This window comes from Mesorhizobium sp. P2_B11 (assembly GCF_056404855.1).
On the sequence record NZ_JBFUDF010000004.1, the window covers coordinates 428,129 to 448,301 of the forward strand.

Sequence of the window (20,173 nt, forward strand, 5' to 3'; positions counted from 1 at the left end):
GGAGCCTTTCAGCAGTACGCCGCGCACAAGCCTGGCGTACTGTTGTTTTAAACAGACCACACAAACCGAGACCACCATTTGACCACCAGCCCCCTCCTCGACGCCTCTGGCGTCGCCAAGAACTACGGTGCGGTCGCCGCCCTGCGCAACGCGTCGCTGTCCGTCCTGCCGGGCGAGGTCCACGCCCTCATGGGCGCCAACGGTGCCGGCAAGTCGACGCTGGTGAAGATCCTGACCGGCGCCATTCCAGCCAACGCCGGCCGCATCCTGATCCGCGGCGAGGCGCGCGACATTCGCTCGCCGGCGGCCGCGCGCCGCGCCGGGCTGTTGCCGGTCTACCAGGAGCCGTCGCTGATCCCCGACCTCGACGTTTTGTCCAATCTCAGGCTGACCGGCACGCCGGTCGAGCCGTTCCGCGCCTGGGTGCGCGAGCTCGGCATTGCCGACCTCGATCTGCGCGACACCGCGCGCGACATTCCGCTCGCCGTGCTGCGCGTGCTCGACCTTGCCCGCGCACTCGCCGTCGAGCCCGATGTGCTGCTGCTCGACGAGATGACGGCGGCGCTCCCCGCCAACCTCGCCGAAAAGGTGCTGGAGGTGGTGCGCCGCCAGGGCGATGCCGGCCGCGCGGTGATCTTCATCTCGCACCGCTTCGTCGAGATCTCGGCACTGTGCGACCGCGCCACCGTGCTGCGCGACGGCGAGACCGTCGGCGTCGTCGACATCGTGCCGGGCGTGGAAGAAAAGATCGTCGAGCTCATGCTCGGCACCCGCATCGTGAAAACCCATGTCGCCGCGCGCAGCGCCGCCGAGAAGGCAGCGCCCGCCGCTGCCAAGCCGCGGCTTGCCGTGCACAATCTGCGCGTCGGCACCAAGCTCAGCGATGTCTCTTTCGATCTCGCCGATGGCGAGGTGGCCGGTGTCGTCGCGCTCGAAGGCCAGGGCCAGGACGAGTTGTTCGCCGCACTTGCCGGCTCGATCCGCCCCTCCGGCGGCACGATCGAAGTCGATGGCGCCCCCGTGAAATTCTCCCACCCGATCGACGCCATCCGCGCCGGCATCGCCTATGTGCCTGGCGACCGTTCCGAGGCGCTCGCCATGCAGCGCTCGGTGCGTGAAAACATTGCGTTGCCCTTCAGTGCCGCCTTGCGCAACTGGGGGCCGATCAACATGCGCCGTGAGCGCGCCACCGTGCTCAGCGCCATCGAGCGGCTGCAGATCGACACCCGCGCGCAAGGAGAGGTGCAGCGCCTGTCCGGCGGCAACCAGCAGAAGGTGACCATCGCCCGCTGGATCGCCGCCGACGCCCGCACGATCCTGTGCTTCGACCCGACGCGCGGCATCGATGTCGGCACCAAGCAGGAGATCTACAAGCTGCTGCGCGAGCTCGCCGGCAACGGTAAGTCGGTGCTGTTCTACACGTCGGAGTTGGAAGAGGTGCAGCGCGTCTGCGACCGCGTCATCGTCATCTTCGGCGGCCGCCTGGTCGACATTTTTCCGGTCGAGGAGGCCGACGAGCCGGCGCTGATGCGCGCCGCCTATGGCCTGCCGCGCGGCGCCAAGGCCGATATCGGCATATTGGCCGATCCGACTGCGAATGCTTCTGATGCGCCGGAGGCGACGCCATGAACCATTTCCTGCGCCGCCAGGGCTGGGTCGTCGGCCTGTTCGCTTTGCTCATCGTGCTGTTCATCGCCACCAGGATCATCCAGCCCGCCTATGGCAGCGGCGATTTCGGCTCGCTCGCCCGCGCCGTGCTGCCCTACGCCTTTGCGGTGGCCGCGCAGACGGTGGTGGTCATCGCCGGCGGCATCGACCTGTCGGTCGCCGCCATGATGGCGCTGACCAGCGTCACCGCCGCTTCGATGATGAATGGCGCGTCGGAGGAATACGCGCTGTTCGTCGTGCCGTTCGTGCTCGCCATGGGTTTTGTCCTTGGCGCGCTGAACGGCTTGCTCATCGTCGTCACCCGCGTGCCCGACATTGTCGTCACCCTCGCCATGCTGTTCGTGCTGCAAGGCGCCGCCCTGCTGGTGCTCGACGCGCCGGGCGGCGCTGCCGCCGAATGGCTGAAGGCGCTGATCTCCGGCACCGTGCCGATCCCCGGCCTGCCCGACTCCATCGACGCCTGGCTGCCCAAGGCGCTGCTGGTGCTGATCGTCTGCCTCTGCATCATCTGGATACCGCTCAGGCGCTCGCGCCTCGGCCTTTCCCTCTACGCCATCGGCTCGAGCGAACTGGCGGCGTTCCGCTCGGGCGTGCCGGTCAAGCGCACCCGCATCATCGCCTATGCGCTGTCTGGCCTGTTCGCCGCCTTTGGCGGTCTGGCGCTGACCATGAGCACCGGCATCGGCGCCCCCATCCCCGGCCCCTATCTGCTGGCCAGCGTCGCCGCGGTCGTGCTGGGCGGCGTGGCGCTCGGCGGCGGCAAGGGTGGCCTGCTCGGCCCCATCGTCGCCGTCTTCGTGCTGCGCCTGGTGCGCACGGATCTGACGCTGCTCGCCATCGACCCGAATGTCACCGCCATCATCGAGGGCCTGATCATGGTGGCGGTGGTGATGTTCGGCGCGTTTATTACGATGCGGGGGCGGCAATGATGGGTGGGCATCAACGCGCGCTTCTTCCTTCCCCCCTTGTGGGGGAAGGTGGATTGCCGCGCAGCGGCAAGACGGATGAGGGGTGTTCCAGAAAACACCGACGTCTCACTCCGCTGGAACACCCCTCATCCGTCTCGGCGCCATCGCGCCGATCCACCTTCTCCCACAGGGGGAGAAGGCAAAGATGCGTCGCGCCACTCCAATCGCGAGCCACCCCATGAGCACCAGCGCGATCACCCCCGTCCCCCTCGGCCGCCGCATAAAGCGCTTCATGGCCGATCGCCCGCTCATCCCGCTGATCATCCTGCTCGTCATCCTGGTGGCGATCCTGCAGATCCTGCGCCCCGGCATCGTCAACGAGCGCTGGATCGCCAACACGATAAAGTTCGCCATACCGCTGGCGATCCTCGCCGGCTGCCAGACCATGACCATGCTGACCGGCGGCATTGACCTTTCGGTCGGCACGGTGGCGACGATGAGCGCCTTCATCATGGCCACGCAGATCGTCAACCAGGACCCGGCAGTGGCATTCCTGCTGGCGATGATGCCGGCGGTGCTGATCGGCCTGGTCAACGGCGTCGGCGTCGGCGTCTTCCGCGTCCACCCGCTGATCATGACGCTGGGCACCAGCCTGATCGGCACCGGCTGCCTGCAAGTCTACCAGCGCACGGTGATCGCGTCGGGCGCCAAGATTCCCGACTTCCTCGCCTGGCTCGGCACCGGCGTTACCTGGGGCTTCCCCAACGCACTGCTTCTGTTCCTGCCGCTGGCAGCGCTGATCGTCTTCACGCTTGCCCGCACCGGCTTCGGCCGCCTGCTCTATGCCGTCGGCGACAATGAGCATGCGACCCGCCTGTCGGGCGTGCAATACTGGCAGGTAATCACCGCGCTCTACGTCACCTCCAGCGTGCTCGCCGGCATCACCGGCCTGCTCTATATCGGCCTGATCAAAGCCCCCTCACTGTCGCTCGCCGAACCGCTGGTGCTGCCTTCAGTGGCGGCGGCCGTGATCGGCGGCACCTCCATCTTCGGCGGCCGCGGCGGCTACACCGGCACCATCATCGGCGCGCTGATCCTGACCGTGCTGACGACGCTGCTGACGATCCTGCAGATGCCGGAGGGCGCGAGGCGGATTTTGTTCGGGCTGATCGTGCTGTTCGTGACGGCGGCGTATCTAAGGATTGTCGAGGAGAGGTAGGGCGGTCTCAAGGCTGCATTCGCCAAGCTTGCCATCCGGGCGCGGGACAATCGCACGGGAGCAAGTTCCCCCTCACCCGGATTGCCAACCGAATTGCGAAGGGCAATTCGGGGCAATCCGACCTCGCCCCGAGGGGAGAGGAGGGAGCCAGCGATGTGCCCATCTCTTCTCCCCTCGGGGAGAAGGTGGCCGCGAAGCGGCCGGATGAGGGGGCCTTTTACACGCGATTGCCATCACCCTTGGCGAGCTCACCCACCCAGAGCGATGCCCCCTACTTCAACGAAATCGCGATCCCGCTCAAATCCGCATTCACCTGCAACCCCACCTGCCGGCCCGTGAGCTCCAGCTTGGCGCCCCTGTCATTGGTCATAACAATCACCTGCGCGCCCTTGCCGATCGCGCCACCGCCTCCCGCAGCACCATAAACCCCGGTTGCATCCCGAACCCTGCGGATGTTGCGCACAGTCCCTTTGAAGTAGGTCTTGGACACGCCAAAGGCGAACCCGCCCGAAACGCCGCCGATCGAGATGGGGTAGGAGCGGCCATGGTAGGTCAGCGTCCCCTCGCCACCGGAGCCACCGACAAAGAACGCCGCCTTGTAGACGGAAAAGCGAATCGTGGCGCTATCGGCATGCGCCGCACTGGCAGCGCTGACGGCAACTGCGGCGATAGCCGCAACCGCAAGCGAACGAAAGCTGGACGAGATGGTCATGGATGAAGCTCCTCAAGATCGCCGCTTACCCAACAGGCAGGGCTCGTCGGCGTCGAATCAAACTGGAACAATTTAGCGTGTGGTTTGGTTCCCGGCAGGCGGATGGGTGCGACAAGACTTCCACGAAAACGGCACGCGCGGCATACGCCGATTATCGCCCCTACCTCCCCCGCACCCGCCTCAGCACCCTGCGCACCACCAACTTCAACCGCCTCACCCGGTACTGCCGCCGCAACGTCGCCAGGGCCGCGCGGTGGGCGGCGTCGATCGCGGGCAGCGTGTCCGGCGCGCTCACTTGCGGCAGGGCAAGCAGCGCTTCGGCATGACGGTCGGCGAAGGGTTTCGGGTCATAGCTGGCAAACGGCGTCGGCGGGTCGCTGAGCACGGTGGGATTGCTGTTGATCTCGAACACCACAAGCCTGCCGTCCACGAAGGTGTAGTCGATGCGGCCATACTGCATGCGGGCTTTTTCGAAGACCTGCATGACCGCATCGGCGTCAGGATTCGTATCGATATAGCTCCTGATTTCTTCGATGTGCGCCGGCAGCAACTGCGCGGGCGAATTCTTGACGAACCATGATTTCGACATGGCGCAGTGCTGGCCATAGATCGTATCGCCGACCCGAAAGGCGGCGTATTTCCTGAAGTAACCGTCCGCCCCTGGCGTACCGATCATCTCCACCACCATCGGCCGCATCAGATCGCTGCCGTCCAGCCGGGCGATTGCGGCGTCCAGCGCCGGGCGGCCGTGCAGCAGTGGCGGCTCCTTGTACAGCGCGCCCGCCTCGTCGCGGATGAAAACGGGATAGCGTATCGGGTTTTCCAGCTCGTCCGGCCTGAACACACGAAAAGCGTTGCTGCCGTCGGCGTGCAGCATGCGCAAAAGGTCGAAGCGCTGCAGGCTGGCGGTCGGGTGATTGAGCTGTGTCAGACCTGTCTTCTCAGCCAGTTCGGCGCTGATGGAGGCGGCGCGGCTCAATTCGTCGGGACTTAGCCGGTCCATGTCGGACCAGATGACCACGCCGGCGCGAACGCCGCGCAGCAGCCCGGCATCCTCATAGCGCACCAGCCGGAACGACGCCTGCAGGTCGGTCCGATGATAAAGCAGCACCACCGCCTGGGTGTATGCGTGCTCCCTATGTGCCACATAGAATATCATGCGATCCCATTATCCGTATGTAATTGCAAAGGGGAACCATGATGATTAGAGAGATTCGGGGAGGCCGTGAAATGGTTCTCGTTCCAGCGTTGCGTCAAACAGGAGATAGAACTGGTTGACGTTTCCATGCAGCTGCAAATCGTATTGGCAGGAACTGCCATATGCCACTAACGCGCTAAAAGTCGAGGCAGCCGGCAGATGAATTTAGACAATGTTGCGGTACCCATCCGCCAATTAGACATGGAAGACATGCCGTTGCTGATGGAGCTCGAGGCTGCCGCCTGGGCCGCCCCGCTGCAAGCGAGCGAGGCAACCATTCGCCGCCGGCTGGCGCTTGGGCACACGATGTTCGGAGCAATCCATGGCAACGTGCTCGCCGGCACCATCTGCTTCACCGAGACCAGCCAGGACCCCCTGGTGCGCGCCGATTTCCCGGCAAATTTCGATGCCTATGCGTCACTGCCGCGCAGCGAGCCGGTTCACGCGCTTTACGCCTACAATCTCTGCGTCCGCCCCAGCCATCGCGGCTCCAACACGGCGATCCGGCTGCTGAAGGAGATGGAGCGCCACGGCCGCCGCCTCGGCGCCCGCTGGCTGATCGGTGATGGCCGCTGTTCGTCCTATGCCGGTTCCCCGGCCGAGGACGATGACCATGTCAAGGCGGACCCGAGGTTCCGCGCCACCATCGACCGTTGGAACGAGACCGGCATAAGACCGCCGCTGGAAGAAATCATCCGGGATCCGCTGCTCCGTCTGCATTATCGTGCCCTTGAATGCGAGTTCCTCTATGTCATGCCGGATTTCTTTCCGCAGGACCCGGCATCCGGGGGATTTCGGGTCATTTCAGCCAAGGATCTCAGTGCCAAAGGATCTCAGTGAATGACACACGTTCCGGCCGCTTCATGACGGTTCCGTTCTTCGATCCGTTCGTGCTCGGCGACGATCCGTTTCCGCATTTTGCCCGCATGCGCGCCGCCGGCGGCATCGCGCGCGGCACGGCACCCTATCCGGAGATTGCCGACGCCTATTATGTCTTCAGCCATGACCTGGTGTCGCGCGTGTTGAAGCACCCCGCTCTGCTGCAGGCGCCGCCGGGCCAGTACGAAGAGGTCCGACGCAAGCTTGTCGACCAGGCGGCGATGGCGCTGCTTACCCGGTCTTTGCTGCTCGCCGATCCGCCGCGGCATGGTGCCTTGCGCCGGCCGGTCGCCGGTTACCTCGCCCGTCCGGCCGTCGAGGTGCTGACGCAAGGTCTTCGGGCGCTAAGCCGCGACCTGGTAGACCAGGCGCTGGCCGACGGCCGCGTCGACGCCGTTGCCGGCCTCGCCGTGCCGGTGTCCTTCTGGCTGCTGCAGGAAATCCTCGGCCTTGAGATTGAGGACCCCTGGGCCCTGAAATCGGTGACCCGCCGCATAGCAATCGCCTTCGACATGCGAAAGGAGCAGCCGGCAGCAGCAAGCGCCGAGGCCTATGGCGAATGCCAGGCTTTTGTCGAGGAACGGCTGGCTCGTCACGCCTATCGGCCGCATGGAATGGTCGCCGGCATGGTGAGGGAGGTGGCAGAGGGCCGCTGGTCGCGCGAGGACATGGTGGCCAACGTGGTCTTCATGCTGTTTGCCGGGCAGGAAACCGTCGTCGACGCTCTCGGCAACGCCCTGGTCGCCCTGGATCGTTTCCCCGAACAGCGCGCGCTGCTCGAGCGCGGCGTGGTCGATTGGAGCAACGCCGCGGCCGAACTGCTTCGCTATGGTGCCTCGGTGCAATACGCTGTCGCCCGCATCGCGGCGGAAGACATCGACCTCGGCGAAATCAGGATTGCTGCCGGCGAAGCGGTCGTACCGGTGCTCGGCAGCGGCAACCGCGACGATGCCGTCTTCCCGCATGGCGACCGGCTGGACCTCACGCGACAGCCGGCCATGTCGATGACCTTCGGCACCGGCCTGCATGTCTGCCTCGGCCAGCATGTCGCCCGCATCGAGATCGCGGCAATGATCGAAGCGCTGTTCACCCGTGCGCCCGGCTGGCGGCTCGATGCCGCAAATGCCGAGCGCCGCGCCTCGATGTCGTTTTACGGCATGGCCACCGCGCCGCTTGTCCTCAGCCGCGCTGCGTGAACAGCGGCCGCGTCTGGGCGATGACCGCCGGGTCAAGCGATGCGACGATTTCCGCAACCTTTGCTCGCAAGGTTCTGACCGTCGCATCGTCGAGCGGATCGAAAATATCGTTCTGATCTCTCGACGCCCTGTACTCTTCGAGCGACGGCGCCTCGCTCTGCGGCGTGTAGCCGCCGCCGCGGGCATGCTTGTCAGCCAGTTCCTGCTTCGATTTCACGGCATAGTGGCGGATCCAGCCGATTTTCCATTCCATCGGCATGGCGGCCGGGTGCTTGTCGAGCGTCATGCCGTCGACCAGCGTCCGGCGCAGCGAGATGCGGAAGCCGTGCGGGTGCGGCATGAGCAGCTTCGGATCGCGCAGCGCCTTGCGCAGCACCGACGACACGCGGGCAAACGATTTCTTCCAGCGCGCGGTCGGGGCGACATGCGTGCCGCGCCTTTGAAACCGCACCGTCACCAGTTCGTCGTCATAGACCTCTTTGCCGTCGCTGCCGAAATTCACCCAGCGAAAAGCGGCGCTGCGCACGCCGGGCAGGCTCAACAGCGAGCGGACCAGTTCCGCTCCGCTCCAGGGCGGTCCGTCGAGCGGCTCGAGGAACTCGTCGGCGTCCATGAAGCCCAGATAGCGGTAACCGTTGAGCAGTGCCTGCCAGTAAAGATAGGAATAGGCCCGCCGCTGCGGCAGCACCGTGTCGTGCCGCCAGTCGACCAGCCGGATCCAGCCGGCATCGCGCAACGCCGAAAGCACCGCCGTCTGCGGTCCGGCGGTGCAGTTGTCGGCGATCATCAGGTCGAAGCCATGCAGCTTGTGCCACGCGACCCACTCGATCACATAGGGCTGCTCCAGCTTCATGATCGCGCAGATCACCGGCCTTTTGACCGAAAACGGAATTCTCATCGCAACGCTTTCCCCGCGCCATCGGCTGCTGCCCGAGGCTCAACCTGCCGGAACGGGATCGCATCGCCATAGAAGGCTGCGAGTTGCTCGGAAGAGCCCGTCCAGTCGCCCATGTCGAATTGGTGGAACCGATAGCGGGCGTCGTCAAGCGGGAGCAGGTCGATATCGGGCCTGATCAACGGGTCGAAGATGCCGGCCACCGGCAGGCTGATCGTGCGCGCCGACGACAGCCAGCAGGCCAGCCAGGAAAAGCTGCTGACCGCGGCGACGAGATGGCTCGCCCGGCGCAGCGTCTCGAAATCCGTCAATGGCGAAATCTTCGGCGCAAAGACGGCGTCGGGAAAACGCTGCCGCAGGCGCCGGCAATAATCATTGTCGTCATGGGTCTGGCCGACAAAGACCGGCTTGCGGCCGCTCTCCCTGATGAGAGCCTCGAAAAACCCGAATGGCATCGGGCAATAGTTGCGATGGAACCCGTCGAGGATTTCGCCGGCCCGCACATTGATGACGAGAAAATCGTCGCCGTAGGTTGGCGCTTCGATCGTGCGCCCGTCAAACAGCCGGGACACCTCATCCCGGTCATAATAGCCCAGCCTCTGCGCGAAGCCCTTGAAGCGGATGCTGCGCGCCCGTTTTTCGCGGAACGCCGCAGTGATGCCGTCGGGGTCGTAGCGATGAAAGCCCGCGACCCGAAGCAGCCGATATTTCCAGAACAAAGGCGGCCGCACCCTGGCGATGGACCATTCCGGCAGCTCGGCGTTGCAGACATAGCCCTCGGGGATGCGCTTGGCCAGCACATCGCAAAACATGTACTGGAACATTCTGTTCGCGATGCCGCCATAAGGCTGCATCACGATGGGAACATGCCGCATTGGACCCCTTTCGCCAAAGGCAGCCATTGTTACCCGAACGGCGCGGGCCGGTCGACAGGCCACTACCTACACCGATACGTGAATCCCCCAGCGCCCGAAAAACTGCATCACCGGCCCGGCCAACCTCAGTGCTGTCACGACCATCATCGCAATCCAGCCGAAGGTCACCAGTGACGCCACGGCTATCTGAAGGTACTGCGTTCCCCTGGGGCGAAAGAGTGCGCGGCCAGCCCACAGGAACATCCGCCATAGGTCGAACAAGCCCGGGATGATCTTGCTGGCAAGGATCAGCGAAACCACGAGGCTAAAAATCAACCCGAACGGTGTCTGCGTGTCAGCAAGCTGCCGCCAAAACGTCACGGCAATCATCGTGGCGAACGTCATCGCCAAAGTCTGGAAGGCCAGAGCCTTGGCGAGGCTCGCCAGCCGCTGCATGCGGTCGTTGTGCCACTTTACCGTTTTGGGAAATCTCTGAAGCACTGCAAGCCCCCAATGCTCGAACGCCTAACACCTCGCGAGAGGTTGAACCAGCTTGACGGCCGATCCCGCAAGAAGAATGTGGCCATTGTCAGCTCCCGCCGCAACCGGCGACCACCTGAGCGGTAGGCGCCCCCTACCCCACCTCCGCAAACAGCCAGTCCCGGAACGCCTTCACCTTGCGCTGCCTGATCGCTTCCGGCGGGTACACCACGTAAAAACTCGAAACCGCCTTCAGCGCATGATCGAAAGGCCGCACCAATCTCCCAGTCGCGAGGTCGGCTGAGACCAGCATGGTGCGGCCGAGCACGACGCCTTCGCCTTGCACGGCCGACTCGACCGCGAAGGTGGCGGAATCGAAGGTCAGCCCGCTATTGGGATCGACGCCTTCGACGCCAGCGCTTGCCAGCCACGCCGCCCAGTCGATGCGGTATCCGTCGCGGATCAGCGTGTGGTGTTTGAGATCCGCAGGCGTGCGCAGCGGGTGCAGCCCTTCGAGCAGCCTTGGGCTGCAGACCGGAAACACCTCCTCGCCGGTCAGGAATTCCGAGGTCAGCCCGGGGTAATGGCCGCCGCCATAGCGAATGGCGATGTCGATGCCGTCGCCGAGGAAGTTGGTCAGCTTGCCTGACGTCGATACCCTGACATCGATGTCGCCATGCGCGCGATGAAAACGGTAGAGCCGGGGCACCAGCCATTTGCCGGCAAAACCGTCCGAGGTGCTGACATTCAGGCTCGTGTTCGAATGGCGCGATGTCGCAGCTAGCGTCGCCACCGACAGCTGGTCGAGCATCTCGCGCACGGCGCGGGCATAGGGTTCGCCGACAGGGGTGAGGCGCACCGAGCGCGTCGCGCGCTCGAACAGCTGTACGCCGAGCTGCTCCTCGAGATGTTTTACCGCCCGGCTGATGGCACCATGGGTGAGGTTGAGCTCGTCGGCCGCGCGGGAAAAATTCAGATGCCGGGCGGCGGCCTCGAAGGCCGGCAATGCGTTGAGCGGCGGCAGTTTCCGGGGCATGCGCGTGCCAAGGATTTGTGAGCGTTGGTAACAAATACTTGCCAAATTTTGGTTTGTCCATGCGGCTTTTTCCAGTCACAAATCCTCACAAGATTTGTGATCAAACCTCACTTCAGGAGGACGACATGGCCACCATTCACCCCTTCCTCTGGTACACCGGCAATGCCGAGCAGGCCCGCGACTTCTATCTCTCGGTGTTCGCCAACAGCCGCGCGCTGGAGACGGTGACCTTCACCGATCATGTCGGCGGCAGCAACGTGCCGCACGCGATCTTCGACTTCGAGCTCGAGGGGCTGCGGCTGACGGCGCTCAACGCCGGCGGGATGCCGGCCTTCAACGAGCGCATGTCGCTCTACATCGAGACGAAGGACCAGGCCGAGACCGACTATTACTACCAGGCGCTGACGGCGGGCGGCGGCGTGGAAAAACCCTGCGGCTGGCTGAAGGACAAGTTTGGCGTCTACTGGCAGGTCATCCCCGAGGCGGCGATCCGGCTGATGAACGATCCGGACCGTGACAAGGCGCACCGGGCCCGGCAGGCGATGTATTCGATGATGAAGATCATCCTCGCCGACATCGAAGCCGCCCACGCCCGCGCGGAATAATCACCGAATTTCCAACAACAGGAGGTGTCAATGGCATCGCTCAGGGGGGAGAAAATCGTCGTCGTCGGTGGCAGTTCCGGCATCGGTCTCGGCGTGGCGAAAGCCGCGTTGGAAGACGGCGCCGAAGTGGTGATCGTGGGCCGCTCGGCCGACAGGCTGAGGGCGGCACAAAAGGCGCTTGGCGGCCGGGCAAAGAGCATTGCCGCCGACATGACCGACGAAGCCGAGATCGCCCGCCTGTTCGACGACGTCGGCGCCTTCGACCACCTCGCCTCCACCGCCGGCACGCCGCCGCCGAACTATCCGATCGGCGACGCCGACATGGCGTTCGTGCGCGGCTTTGTCGACAACAAGCTGATCGGCGCGGTGATGCTGGCCAAGCATGCCGTGCGCGGTCTGAGAAAGGGCGGCTCGTTGATTTTCACCTCGGGCATCAACAAGGACCGGCCGCCTGTTCCCGGTGGTTCGGTGGTCTCGGCGATCGCCGGCTCGTTCAGCTATTTCGCCCGCGCGCTGGCGCAGGAGCTTGCCCCCACCCGCGTCAATATCGTCTCGCCCGGCTGGGTCGACACGCCGATGTGGGACGAACTCGTCGGCGAGGCCAAGTCCGGCTACTTCGCCGCCATGGCCGGGCGCGTGCCGGCAGGCAAGGTCGCGGCGCCGGCCGATGTCGCGCCGGCCTATCTCTACCTGATGGGCAACGACTTCATGACCGGCGAGACGATCCACATCGATGGCGGGCAGCGGTTGGTGTAAGCGGATATGTCCAGCGACATCAAACCCGGGCGGTCCGCCCGGGACGAGCACAGCGCGCAATAATCCTCTCCAGCGCATCTTATCGTTGCACGAAACCAAGCCTTAGCGTCTGAAGTATAGGCTGAGCAACGATGACCTTCCTTGATCTCCTTCTCGGATTCGGCATGCTGGTTGTGGCGATCGCCGCCGCCATCTGGGTCATGGCGTCCGGAGGCTCGGACCGCGCTGTGTTCCTGCTGCTGGTCTCGGTTGTCCTGTTTGCCTGGATCGTGGCCATCGCATACTCGCACCAACAGGCCGACGACTGGCTCGCCGCCTTTCCCGGACCGGTTGTGATCAGTGCGCCAACATGGCAGCGGGTTCTGCTCTGCCTCACTATGCTGTTGCTGACAGCCGTCCCCCTTTTTGGTGGCGTCATCATCGAGGTCCGACGCGGCGAATGGGAATTCGCAAAGGTCGTGGTCGCGTGCATCTTTGGTTTGGTGTGCGCGATTGGCGCTCTTATGTTGTTGCCGCGCCGTGAACTGGTGCTCAGCCTTGACAGGCTTGAATACCGGTCATTTCGGCGGATCCATTCCTATCGCTGGTCCGAGTTCTCCGGCTTCCGTGTTTTCAATGCGAAGTGGAGCTATCTTTTGTGCGAATTCGCGCATCAGTCGCACCGCCATCCGGTCCTTCGGCGTTCACTGATGATCGCCGGCCCACTGGGCGTGTCCAATCAAGCGCTCAAGACGCTGCTGATCGAATGGCAGGAACGCGCGCTGGCCGGTGCTCCGGTGCCCACCGCGGTTCCTCGCGCCGATGCGCCACGCAGCCGATCGCTCCTCGACTATGCCTAGCCTGGTGCTGGAAAAGTAGCGCGGTTCCGATGAACCGCCCTACGGATATTTCGCCGGCTTGGGTGCGTAGATTTGCGGATCGAAGTCCAGATCCTTCGGCAGCGGCCGGCTCGAGCACTGCAGATGCACCTGGCGGGCAATCAGCCTTCGCTGCTGCTGCTGATGCTCCTTTGCCGCCGCGACGAGGCCCATGCTGTAGGGCCCTAGCAGCACGCCGAAGCCCCATCCCGGCTGCCCCTTCTCGCGCTGGTCGTAATTCATGGCATCGGTGCGGGCCTGCTGGCATTCCGGCGTCGCCCATTTCGGATCCTGCGGCGAAAGCGACGCGCCGTATTGGGCCGGAGACGACACGCATCCCGCCACTGTCGCGGTCAATGCGACAACCATTGCAATCCTCATCCGCAAGCCTCTCCTAATTTAGGACGGCGACTACAGGACGATTCGAGCCGCAAAAAGGCAGCTTCGAGATTTCGCAGAAGCCGCTCAACCCAAAAGGTTGCGCGCCGTGCGCATGAAGATTTTCGAGCCGATCGGGATCAGATCGTCGGGAAAATCATAGTCCGGATTGTGCAGCGAAGGGGTACGCTCGCCGGCGCCGAGGAAGAACATCGCCGACTTGGCCTTGTGGCCGAAAATGCCGAAATCTTCCGAGGCGCGCATCGGCAGGGCTTCTTCGCTGCGCATGACACCTTCCTCGTCCAGCGCGCGGTTCAGATGCTCCACGGCATCCGGCGCATTGACGCTGGCGACGAAGATCTCGTGATAATCGCAGCGGATCGACAGGCGGTGCTCGACCGCGATCCTGGTGGCAAGCACTTCCGCCGCGGCGACCAGCTCCGCCATGCGCTCGTCACGCCTTGTGCGCAGCGTCGCCCAGACCTCGGCATGGGCGGGCGCAATGCCGAACACTGCCTCGCCCATCGTGGCGTGGGTGACGGTCACCATGCTGAAATCGTCATCGGCAAAGGTGCCGCGCCCGAGTGCCGGCAGTGCCGGCATCAGCTGGCTGATTGCCGGCATCGGCGACACCCCGGTTTCTGGCATGGAGGAATGCGCGGTCTTGCCCTCAAGCACGATGCGGATGCCGCGCGAGGCGCAGTTGACCACGCCGGGCTTCAGGCGCACCTCGCCGAACGGCACGCCAGGCAAATTGTGCAGCGAGAAGGCGAAGTCCGGGGCGATCTCGCCAAAGCGCGGATCGGCAACGACGCCGGCCGCACCATTGCCGGTCTCCTCCGCCGGCTGGAACATCAAGACGACGCGGCCACGCGCCGGCCTTTCGCGCCCAAGCTGGCGGCCAAGTGCGGCGAGGATCGCGGTATGGCCGTCATGGCCGCACATATGCGATTTTCCCGGCACCTGCGAGGCATGGTCGACGCCCGAAAGCTCCTCGATCGGCAGCGCATCGAGCTCCGAGCGGAACAGCACCGTCGGCCCCGCCTTGCCGCTATCATAGACCGCCGCCACGCCATGCCCGCCGAGACCGGTCAGCACCTTGTCCGGACCGGTGTCGGCGAGGAAGGCGACGACCTCTTTCGCCGTCTTCTCCTCCTCATTGGAGATTTCCGGCTGCTGGTGCAGCTTGCGCCGCCATTCGGTCAACTCGACAATGTCGCGATTGGTCAGGGTCATGGCGAGGCTCCGGTGATGCTGTCAGTCAAAACACGATGGGGTTTTTCTCGCGTCGTGCAACGCGGATCAACTCCGCTAGCTCAATTGCAAAATCTCGCACATCGGGATCGGGGCTCGATACGATGATCTTTAGTTCGCACTCCAGTTCACCGAAGCTAGGCTCCTCGATAACATCTCCGCAATGACTGCCGGAATAGAGCACAAGCCGTTCCAACGCCGTTCCTTCACCGATATTGCCGGCTATCCACTCGCGCAGGTAACCGACTTGGGCGAGGTTTCCTACACGGAAATGGCAAGCCGTGACTGCGTCGAGGGCAAGGTTAACTCCCGCGGGATGGATCACTTCGCATTCGCCGGTCATCGGCTCTCGTTGGAACCGATAGCCGGGAAATTCCCGCTCCATGGTCGAGACATTTTTGAAAACTGCGATGTCGAGACCCATGCCCATCCTCCCCGTGAACCGGAAACCATCCTTACATTCGACACCGTTAAGCGGTCAAAGCTGACAGAGGCCGACCCTGAAATCGCGGGAGCGAATGGAGATGCGCGTCTTCTGGTTTGCAACTCTGAACATCGTGACGATGTTGTCAGCGACGCCTTCCTTTGCCTGCGCCATGCAAGCCCAGCGGGATCTGGATGACATCAAGTACGCTGACGTCGTCGTCGTTGGCCGGATTGTCAACTATCAGATCGTTCGCGACCCGGTCGCCCGGCAACGATATCGCGACATGCTGGCCCGCTCCCCCAAGTTGCGGGAGGTCATGCCAAAGGAGCCTCGCGGCTTCATGACGGACTACGCGCGCTTCGACATAGTGGTTAGCGAGGTTCTACGCGGAAGAGCGCCGGACCGGTTGGCAGCGACCTGGGACAATTCCACATTCGGTGAGGCCGACGGTATGGGGCCGGGCACGTTTCTGATCGCGCTGCGTGACCCCAAATCTCCGATGCCGCCGCTGCGCGGCCAAGCGCCACGATTGCACCCAACCCGGCTCCGGCAATGCTGACGGTGCTTCAGGCGCCTTGCGCAAATCCGTTCTTGTTCGAGAGTTCGAGCAAGGAAGCGGCCCAGCTGCGGAAGATCCTGAGCCAGCAAGCCGAATGACATAAGACGCCCTTTCCGAGATCCGTCGATCTCATCTCCGACATCCGGCGGCCGCTCCTGAGAAGCACAGGGGGGCACGCCTGTGGCACACCTTCGGCGATATCAGGCTCCATCCAGCCGAGGGCGGTTCCGGACAAATGGCCAGGCGGTTTGCGTTTCTGTTGGTTCGCGACTTCACACTGTCGCCGCTGTCGCTGTTCATCGACACGCTGCGGCTCGCCGGCGATGAGGGCGACCGCAGCCGAAGGATCGAGTTCGACTGGGAGATCGTCGGCGAACGCGGCCTGCCGATCCGCGCGAGCTGCGGTGTCGAACTGCTGCCGACCAGAGCGATCGGCAATCCGGAGGAGTTCGACAACATCGTCGTGGTCGGCGGCCTGCTCGACACCAATCGGTCACTCAGCTCCGAAAAGGAAGCCTTCCTGTTGCGCGCCGCCGAAAAGGGCGTGCCGCTGACGGCACTTTGCACCGGCAGCTTCGTGCTCGCGCGCTACGGTTTGCTCGACGGCTACAGCGCTGCCGTCAGCTGGTTTCACATCAAGGATTTCCGCAATCAGTTCCCCGATGTGAACGCCCATGCCGACAGCCTGTTTTCCGTCGACCGCGGCCGCTCGACCTGCGCTGGCGGCACCGGTGCGGCGGACCTTGCCGGCCATTTCGTCTCGCAGTTCATCGGCCGCAAGGCGGCGGAAAAAGCCGCCAAGATCCTCGTGCTCGACCGCATCCGCTCGAGCCGGGACGTGCAGCCCGTCGGCGACCTCTTTCCCGCGGCGTCCAGCCGCGCGGTGAAGCGGGCGCTGTTGCTGATGGAAAGCAACCTTCAGGAAACGTTGTCGGTCGAAGAGATCGCGAGCCGGTTGACCCTGTCACGACGCCAGCTCGAACGTTTGTTCGGCGCCGAGCTCGGCATCGGCCCGATGGCGGCCTATCTTGCGCTGCGCGTGCATCACGCGAAGTCGCTGCTGGAGGGGAGCGACTTGGCAATCGGCGACGTCGCCTACCGCTGCGGCTTTCCCAATGCCGGCCATTTCAGCCGTGTCTTTCGCCAGCAAACCGGCATCACGCCGACCCATCTCAGGCATCCGGACCGAATGCCAGGTGAGGCGCTGGCGCCTACCGCTCCGTGAACGCCCGGGCGAACGAATCCAGCATCGGCCGCGCCAGATATTCGAAGAAGGTCCGGTCGCCGGTGCTGATAAACGCCTCGACCGGCGTTCCCGGGTAAAGCTGCTCGGCCTTCACGCTCTGCGGCAGCGTGTCCGTGATCTTCAGCCTGGCGCGGAAATACGCCTCATGCGTGGTTTCATCGATCAGCCGGTCGGCGGAAATCTGTGTCACCGTCGCCGGGACCTCGGGCGTGAGGCGCGCATTCAGCGCCGACAGTCGGAGCTTCGCCGGCTGACCGACGCGAACCAGATCCACGTCCTTCGGCCGCAGCTTCGCGTCGACAATGAGGCCTGACGCGGTGGGCAGGACTTCCATGATCTTCTGCCCTGGCGCAATCACGCTGCCCTTGGAATTAAAGGTCGACGACACCACGATGCCGGCAGCCGGCGCCTTGATCGTCGTGCGCCTCAGCACCGCTTCGGCCGCCGTGATCTGTTCGCCGATGTCGGCCAGCTGGGTGCGAACCTCGTCGAGCTTGGTCAGCGCCTCCTCGACGCGTTGCGTGGTGGCGCGCTCGACCTGCGCCTGGGCTTCGACGATCTGGGTCTTGGTCGCCGCCAGGTCGGCCTCCAGCGCGCCGGCCTGGCCGACCAGATCGGCCTCGCTGCGCAGAAGCTGCGAATATTCACTGCGGTTGGTGAGGCCCTTGTCGAGCAGGCTGGCCTTGATGCCGAGCTCCTTCTTCACGATGTCGGCCTGTTGCTGGATGGCCAGTTTCTGCGCATCCAGGCCCAGCGCCGATTCGCGATGCATGGCGACGCGCTGCGCCAGGATCGACTGCTCGGAGCGGAACCGGGCAAGCCTGGCGTCGAACTCCTTCTGCTGCTCGTGCACCAGACTGTCGAAATCGCCCTGGAACGGCGCGGGTGCCGCCTCGGTGATCGGCGCCAGCCTGTCCGATCCATCGCGCTCCGCTTCCAGCCGCGCCGCACTTGCCCTGAGCGCGATCGACTGTCTGGTCAGCCGATTGAGGTCGGCCTCGGCCGCCGTGCGGTCGAGCAGGACCAGCGGCTCACCTTGTTGCACGCGGTCGCCTTCATGGACCAGCAGCTCATCGATAATGCCGCCCTCAGGGTGCTGGATGAGGATGTTGCCGCCCGTCGCCGAGATCGTGCCGGACGTGATCACCGCGCCGGAGAGCGGCGCGCTTGCCGCCCAATAGCCGAAGCAGCCGGCGAAAAGCGCAATCGCTGCGTAACCGACAACGGCCGTGCGGCGGAAGTCGGTGCGCGGTCGGCTGTCGAAGACAAGGCTCTGCTGCATCATCGTCTATGACCCGAAGCGGACGCTGTGCGGGCGCACGGTCGGCACGAACGAGCCCGTCACCATGGCGCTCGCGGCGACGCCCTTACCGGCCGCCGATTGCCGCAGCACCTCGCTCGCGGGACCGAAGGCTTCGATCGCGCCGTTGCGCAGGACCATCACGCGGTCGCAGGCCGCGGCGATCGACGGGCGATGTGTTATCACGAGCACCGTGACGCCCGCGCCACGCGCGACCGACAGCATCGCTTCGAGCGCCGCTTCGCCGCTGCCGTCGAGATGGGCGTTGGGCTCGTCCAGCACCAGCATGCGTGGCTTGCCGTAGAAGGCTCGCGCCAGCCCGATCCGCTGCCGTTCGCCGCCCGACAGCACGGTATGCGACGGGCCGATCATGGTCTGATAGCCGTCGCGAAACGTCAGCACAAGCGCATGCGCCTCGGCGCGCATGGCCGCTTCGACGATCGCTGCGTCATCGGCATCCGGGTCGAAGCGGGCGACGTTTTGCGCGATCGATCCGGGGAAAAGTTCGACCTCCTGCGGGAGATAGCCGATATGCCTGCCAAGCTGGGTTTCGTCCCAGCTCCTGAGGTCGGCGCCGTCGATCCTGACCGCGCCGCCGGTCGGCTGCAGTGCCCCGACAAGCAATTTCGCCAGCGTCGATTTGCCGGCGCCGCTTGGACCGACGATCGCCACCGCTTCGCCGGCGCCGATGGCAAAATTCAGCCGCTTGACGATGGGCTCCGTGCCGAAAGACGCATTCGGCGCGATGAAGAACAGATCCTGCACCGAAATCGCGCCGGACGGATCGGGCAGGACGAGCTTGCGCGCTTGCGTCGGTTGCGCCGCAAGCGCGGTGTCCAGCCGCTTCCACGATCGCCTGGCGTCGACGATCTGCCGCCACGATCCGATCAGCTGGTCGAGCGGCTGCAGCGCGCGCGACGACACCAGCGAGGAGGCGAAGATCATGCCGGCGGTCATCTGCCCTTGCAGCACCAGCCACGCACCGGCGCCGAGGATCGCCAGTTGCAGCATCATGCGCAGCGATCGCGATGTCGCGCTGAAGATCGCGTTGGCGCTTCCGGAACGGTCGTGCATGGTCAGCGCCTCACTGACGTGCTGTCCCCAGACCGCGGCGGCATTTTGCACCATGCCCATGGCGCGCAGCGTATCCGTGTTGCGGGCAAAGGCCTGCTCCGCCTGGCTGGCCAAGGCCGAGCGTTCCGCCGACACGGCATCGTTTCTGCCGATGGCAGACTGGTTGGCGACGACCAGCAACAACAGCAGCACCGCGCCGCCGAGCGTCAGCCAGAACAGCACGGGATGGATGAAATAGAGCAAGGCCAGGAAGACGGGCGCAAACGGCAGGTCGAACAGCACCGCCACGCCGCGCGACCTGATGAAGGCGCAGGCCGTGGCAAGGTCGCTCAGCGGCGACAGCGCGCTGCCGGCATATCTGGCGCTGAGCGAGACAGCGAAGGTTCGCGGTCCCAGTTTCTGGCCGACGGTAGCCGCAACACGCTGCGCATAAATGGCTCGCACCGCATCCAGCAGGCCGAGTAAGGCGAGCGCGACGACCGCCATGGCCGAGAGATAAAGCAGCGTCTCGATGCTGGAGGACGGCAGCACCCGGTCATAGACCTGCAGCAGATAGAGCGGGATCACCAGAAGCAGGATGTTGATCAGCAGCGAGAAGAGGCCGATATCGGCGATGGCGCGCACAAAGACCGGGCGCAGGCCGGGCCGAATGGCTGTATCGCTCTGCATTCC

General features: G+C 64.5%; 21 protein-coding genes. 10 read left to right on the forward strand and 11 right to left on the reverse strand.

Annotation, left to right across the window (positions count from 1 at the left end):
* The first annotated feature begins 78 nt into the window (after positions 1–78).
* The 3 genes from AC1DYJ_RS15680 (at position 79) to AC1DYJ_RS15690 (ending at position 3,795) form a co-directional block, all read left to right on the forward strand.
* The gene (locus AC1DYJ_RS15680; RefSeq protein WP_477289047.1) at positions 79–1,629 is read left to right on the forward strand and encodes a sugar ABC transporter ATP-binding protein; all 1,551 of its coding nucleotides are present in this window, start codon (positions 79–81) and stop codon (positions 1,627–1,629) included.
* Positions 1,626–2,597: an ABC transporter permease gene (locus AC1DYJ_RS15685; protein ID WP_477289048.1), complete on the forward strand. Its 972-nt coding sequence runs from the start codon at positions 1,626–1,628 to the stop codon at positions 2,595–2,597. The genes AC1DYJ_RS15680 and AC1DYJ_RS15685 overlap by 4 nt, the downstream gene beginning before the upstream one ends.
* 217 nt (positions 2,598–2,814) lie before the next feature.
* The gene (locus AC1DYJ_RS15690) at positions 2,815–3,795 is read left to right on the forward strand and encodes an ABC transporter permease (protein ID WP_477289050.1); all 981 of its coding nucleotides are present in this window, start codon (positions 2,815–2,817) and stop codon (positions 3,793–3,795) included.
* A 271-nt stretch (positions 3,796–4,066) separates the two neighbouring features.
* On the opposite strand, the gene AC1DYJ_RS15695 is transcribed toward AC1DYJ_RS15690, so the two are convergent.
* On the reverse strand, positions 4,067–4,507 hold the full coding sequence (locus AC1DYJ_RS15695) for a hypothetical protein (protein ID WP_477289052.1): 441 nt from the start codon (positions 4,505–4,507) through the stop codon (positions 4,067–4,069).
* Between the two features lie 160 nt (positions 4,508–4,667).
* Positions 4,668–5,666 carry a hypothetical protein gene (locus AC1DYJ_RS15700; protein ID WP_477289054.1) on the reverse strand — a complete coding sequence of 333 codons (999 nt, stop codon included), beginning with the start codon at positions 5,664–5,666 and terminating at the stop codon, positions 4,668–4,670.
* 249 nt (positions 5,667–5,915) lie between these two features.
* Between AC1DYJ_RS15700 and AC1DYJ_RS15705 the strand changes: the two genes are divergently transcribed.
* Complete coding sequence (locus AC1DYJ_RS15705) at positions 5,916–6,545, forward strand: GNAT family N-acetyltransferase (protein WP_477289055.1); 630 nt, start codon at positions 5,916–5,918, stop codon at positions 6,543–6,545.
* Positions 6,542–7,780: a cytochrome P450 gene (locus AC1DYJ_RS15710; protein WP_477289057.1), complete on the forward strand. Its 1,239-nt coding sequence runs from the start codon at positions 6,542–6,544 to the stop codon at positions 7,778–7,780. The genes AC1DYJ_RS15705 and AC1DYJ_RS15710 overlap by 4 nt, the downstream gene beginning before the upstream one ends.
* On the opposite strand, the gene AC1DYJ_RS15715 is transcribed toward AC1DYJ_RS15710, so the two are convergent.
* The 4 genes from AC1DYJ_RS15715 to AC1DYJ_RS15730 all read right to left on the reverse strand — a co-directional run bounded on the left by AC1DYJ_RS15715 (position 7,764) and on the right by AC1DYJ_RS15730 (position 11,045).
* Positions 7,764–8,678, reverse strand: a complete 915-nt coding sequence (locus AC1DYJ_RS15715; RefSeq protein WP_477289059.1) for a glycosyltransferase family protein — start codon at positions 8,676–8,678, stop codon at positions 7,764–7,766. The two genes, AC1DYJ_RS15710 and AC1DYJ_RS15715, sit on opposite strands and share 17 nt — an antisense overlap.
* Entirely contained in the window at positions 8,675–9,550 is an 876-nt protein-coding gene (locus AC1DYJ_RS15720; RefSeq protein ID WP_477289061.1) for an alpha-1,2-fucosyltransferase, read from the reverse strand. Before AC1DYJ_RS15720 ends, AC1DYJ_RS15715 begins: the two co-directional genes overlap by 4 nt.
* A 66-nt stretch (positions 9,551–9,616) precedes the next feature.
* Positions 9,617–10,030: a hypothetical protein gene (locus AC1DYJ_RS15725; protein WP_477289063.1), complete on the reverse strand. Its 414-nt coding sequence runs from the start codon at positions 10,028–10,030 to the stop codon at positions 9,617–9,619.
* Positions 10,031–10,163: 133 nt separating this feature from the next.
* A complete protein-coding gene (locus AC1DYJ_RS15730; protein ID WP_477289065.1) occupies positions 10,164–11,045 on the reverse strand; it encodes a transcriptional regulator GcvA in 882 nt (293 codons plus the stop codon).
* A gap of 125 nt (positions 11,046–11,170) precedes the next feature.
* Between AC1DYJ_RS15730 and AC1DYJ_RS15735 the strand changes: the two genes are divergently transcribed.
* The 3 genes from AC1DYJ_RS15735 to AC1DYJ_RS15745 all read left to right on the forward strand — a co-directional run bounded on the left by AC1DYJ_RS15735 (position 11,171) and on the right by AC1DYJ_RS15745 (position 13,245).
* On the forward strand, positions 11,171–11,650 hold the full coding sequence (locus AC1DYJ_RS15735; protein ID WP_477289067.1) for a VOC family protein: 480 nt from the start codon (positions 11,171–11,173) through the stop codon (positions 11,648–11,650).
* A gap of 30 nt (positions 11,651–11,680) precedes the next feature.
* Positions 11,681–12,406, forward strand: coding sequence for an SDR family oxidoreductase (locus tag AC1DYJ_RS15740; RefSeq protein WP_477289069.1), 726 nt, complete (start codon positions 11,681–11,683; stop codon positions 12,404–12,406).
* Between the two features lie 131 nt (positions 12,407–12,537).
* Positions 12,538–13,245: a hypothetical protein gene (locus AC1DYJ_RS15745; RefSeq protein WP_477289071.1), complete on the forward strand. Its 708-nt coding sequence runs from the start codon at positions 12,538–12,540 to the stop codon at positions 13,243–13,245.
* Between the two features lie 39 nt (positions 13,246–13,284).
* Here the strand turns inward: AC1DYJ_RS15745 and AC1DYJ_RS15750 are convergent, their stop codons facing one another.
* From AC1DYJ_RS15750 to AC1DYJ_RS15760, 3 genes are all read right to left on the reverse strand, one after another.
* Entirely contained in the window at positions 13,285–13,644 is a 360-nt protein-coding gene (locus tag AC1DYJ_RS15750) for a hypothetical protein (RefSeq protein ID WP_477289073.1), read from the reverse strand.
* A gap of 84 nt (positions 13,645–13,728) precedes the next feature.
* Entirely contained in the window at positions 13,729–14,877 is a 1,149-nt protein-coding gene (locus AC1DYJ_RS15755) for an amidohydrolase (protein ID WP_477289075.1), read from the reverse strand.
* 25 nt (positions 14,878–14,902) lie between these two features.
* A complete protein-coding gene (locus AC1DYJ_RS15760) occupies positions 14,903–15,319 on the reverse strand; it encodes a hypothetical protein (protein WP_477289077.1) in 417 nt (138 codons plus the stop codon).
* 94 nt (positions 15,320–15,413) lie between these two features.
* On the opposite strand from AC1DYJ_RS15760, the gene AC1DYJ_RS15765 reads away from it, so the two are divergent.
* Together AC1DYJ_RS15765 and AC1DYJ_RS15770 are read left to right on the forward strand one after the other, a co-directional pair.
* A complete protein-coding gene (locus AC1DYJ_RS15765; RefSeq protein ID WP_477289079.1) occupies positions 15,414–15,881 on the forward strand; it encodes a hypothetical protein in 468 nt (155 codons plus the stop codon).
* A 235-nt stretch (positions 15,882–16,116) separates the two neighbouring features.
* The gene (locus AC1DYJ_RS15770) at positions 16,117–17,106 is read left to right on the forward strand and encodes a GlxA family transcriptional regulator (protein ID WP_477289081.1); all 990 of its coding nucleotides are present in this window, start codon (positions 16,117–16,119) and stop codon (positions 17,104–17,106) included.
* On the opposite strand, the gene AC1DYJ_RS15775 is transcribed toward AC1DYJ_RS15770, so the two are convergent.
* Both AC1DYJ_RS15775 and AC1DYJ_RS15780 read right to left on the reverse strand, forming a co-directional pair.
* Positions 17,093–18,412 carry an HlyD family type I secretion periplasmic adaptor subunit gene (locus AC1DYJ_RS15775; RefSeq protein WP_477289082.1) on the reverse strand — a complete coding sequence of 440 codons (1,320 nt, stop codon included), beginning with the start codon at positions 18,410–18,412 and terminating at the stop codon, positions 17,093–17,095. The genes AC1DYJ_RS15770 and AC1DYJ_RS15775 overlap by 14 nt on opposite strands.
* Before the next feature lie 3 nt (positions 18,413–18,415).
* Positions 18,416–20,170, reverse strand: coding sequence for a type I secretion system permease/ATPase (locus AC1DYJ_RS15780; protein WP_477289084.1), 1,755 nt, complete (start codon positions 20,168–20,170; stop codon positions 18,416–18,418).
* Between the last annotated feature and the right edge of the window lie 3 nt (positions 20,171–20,173).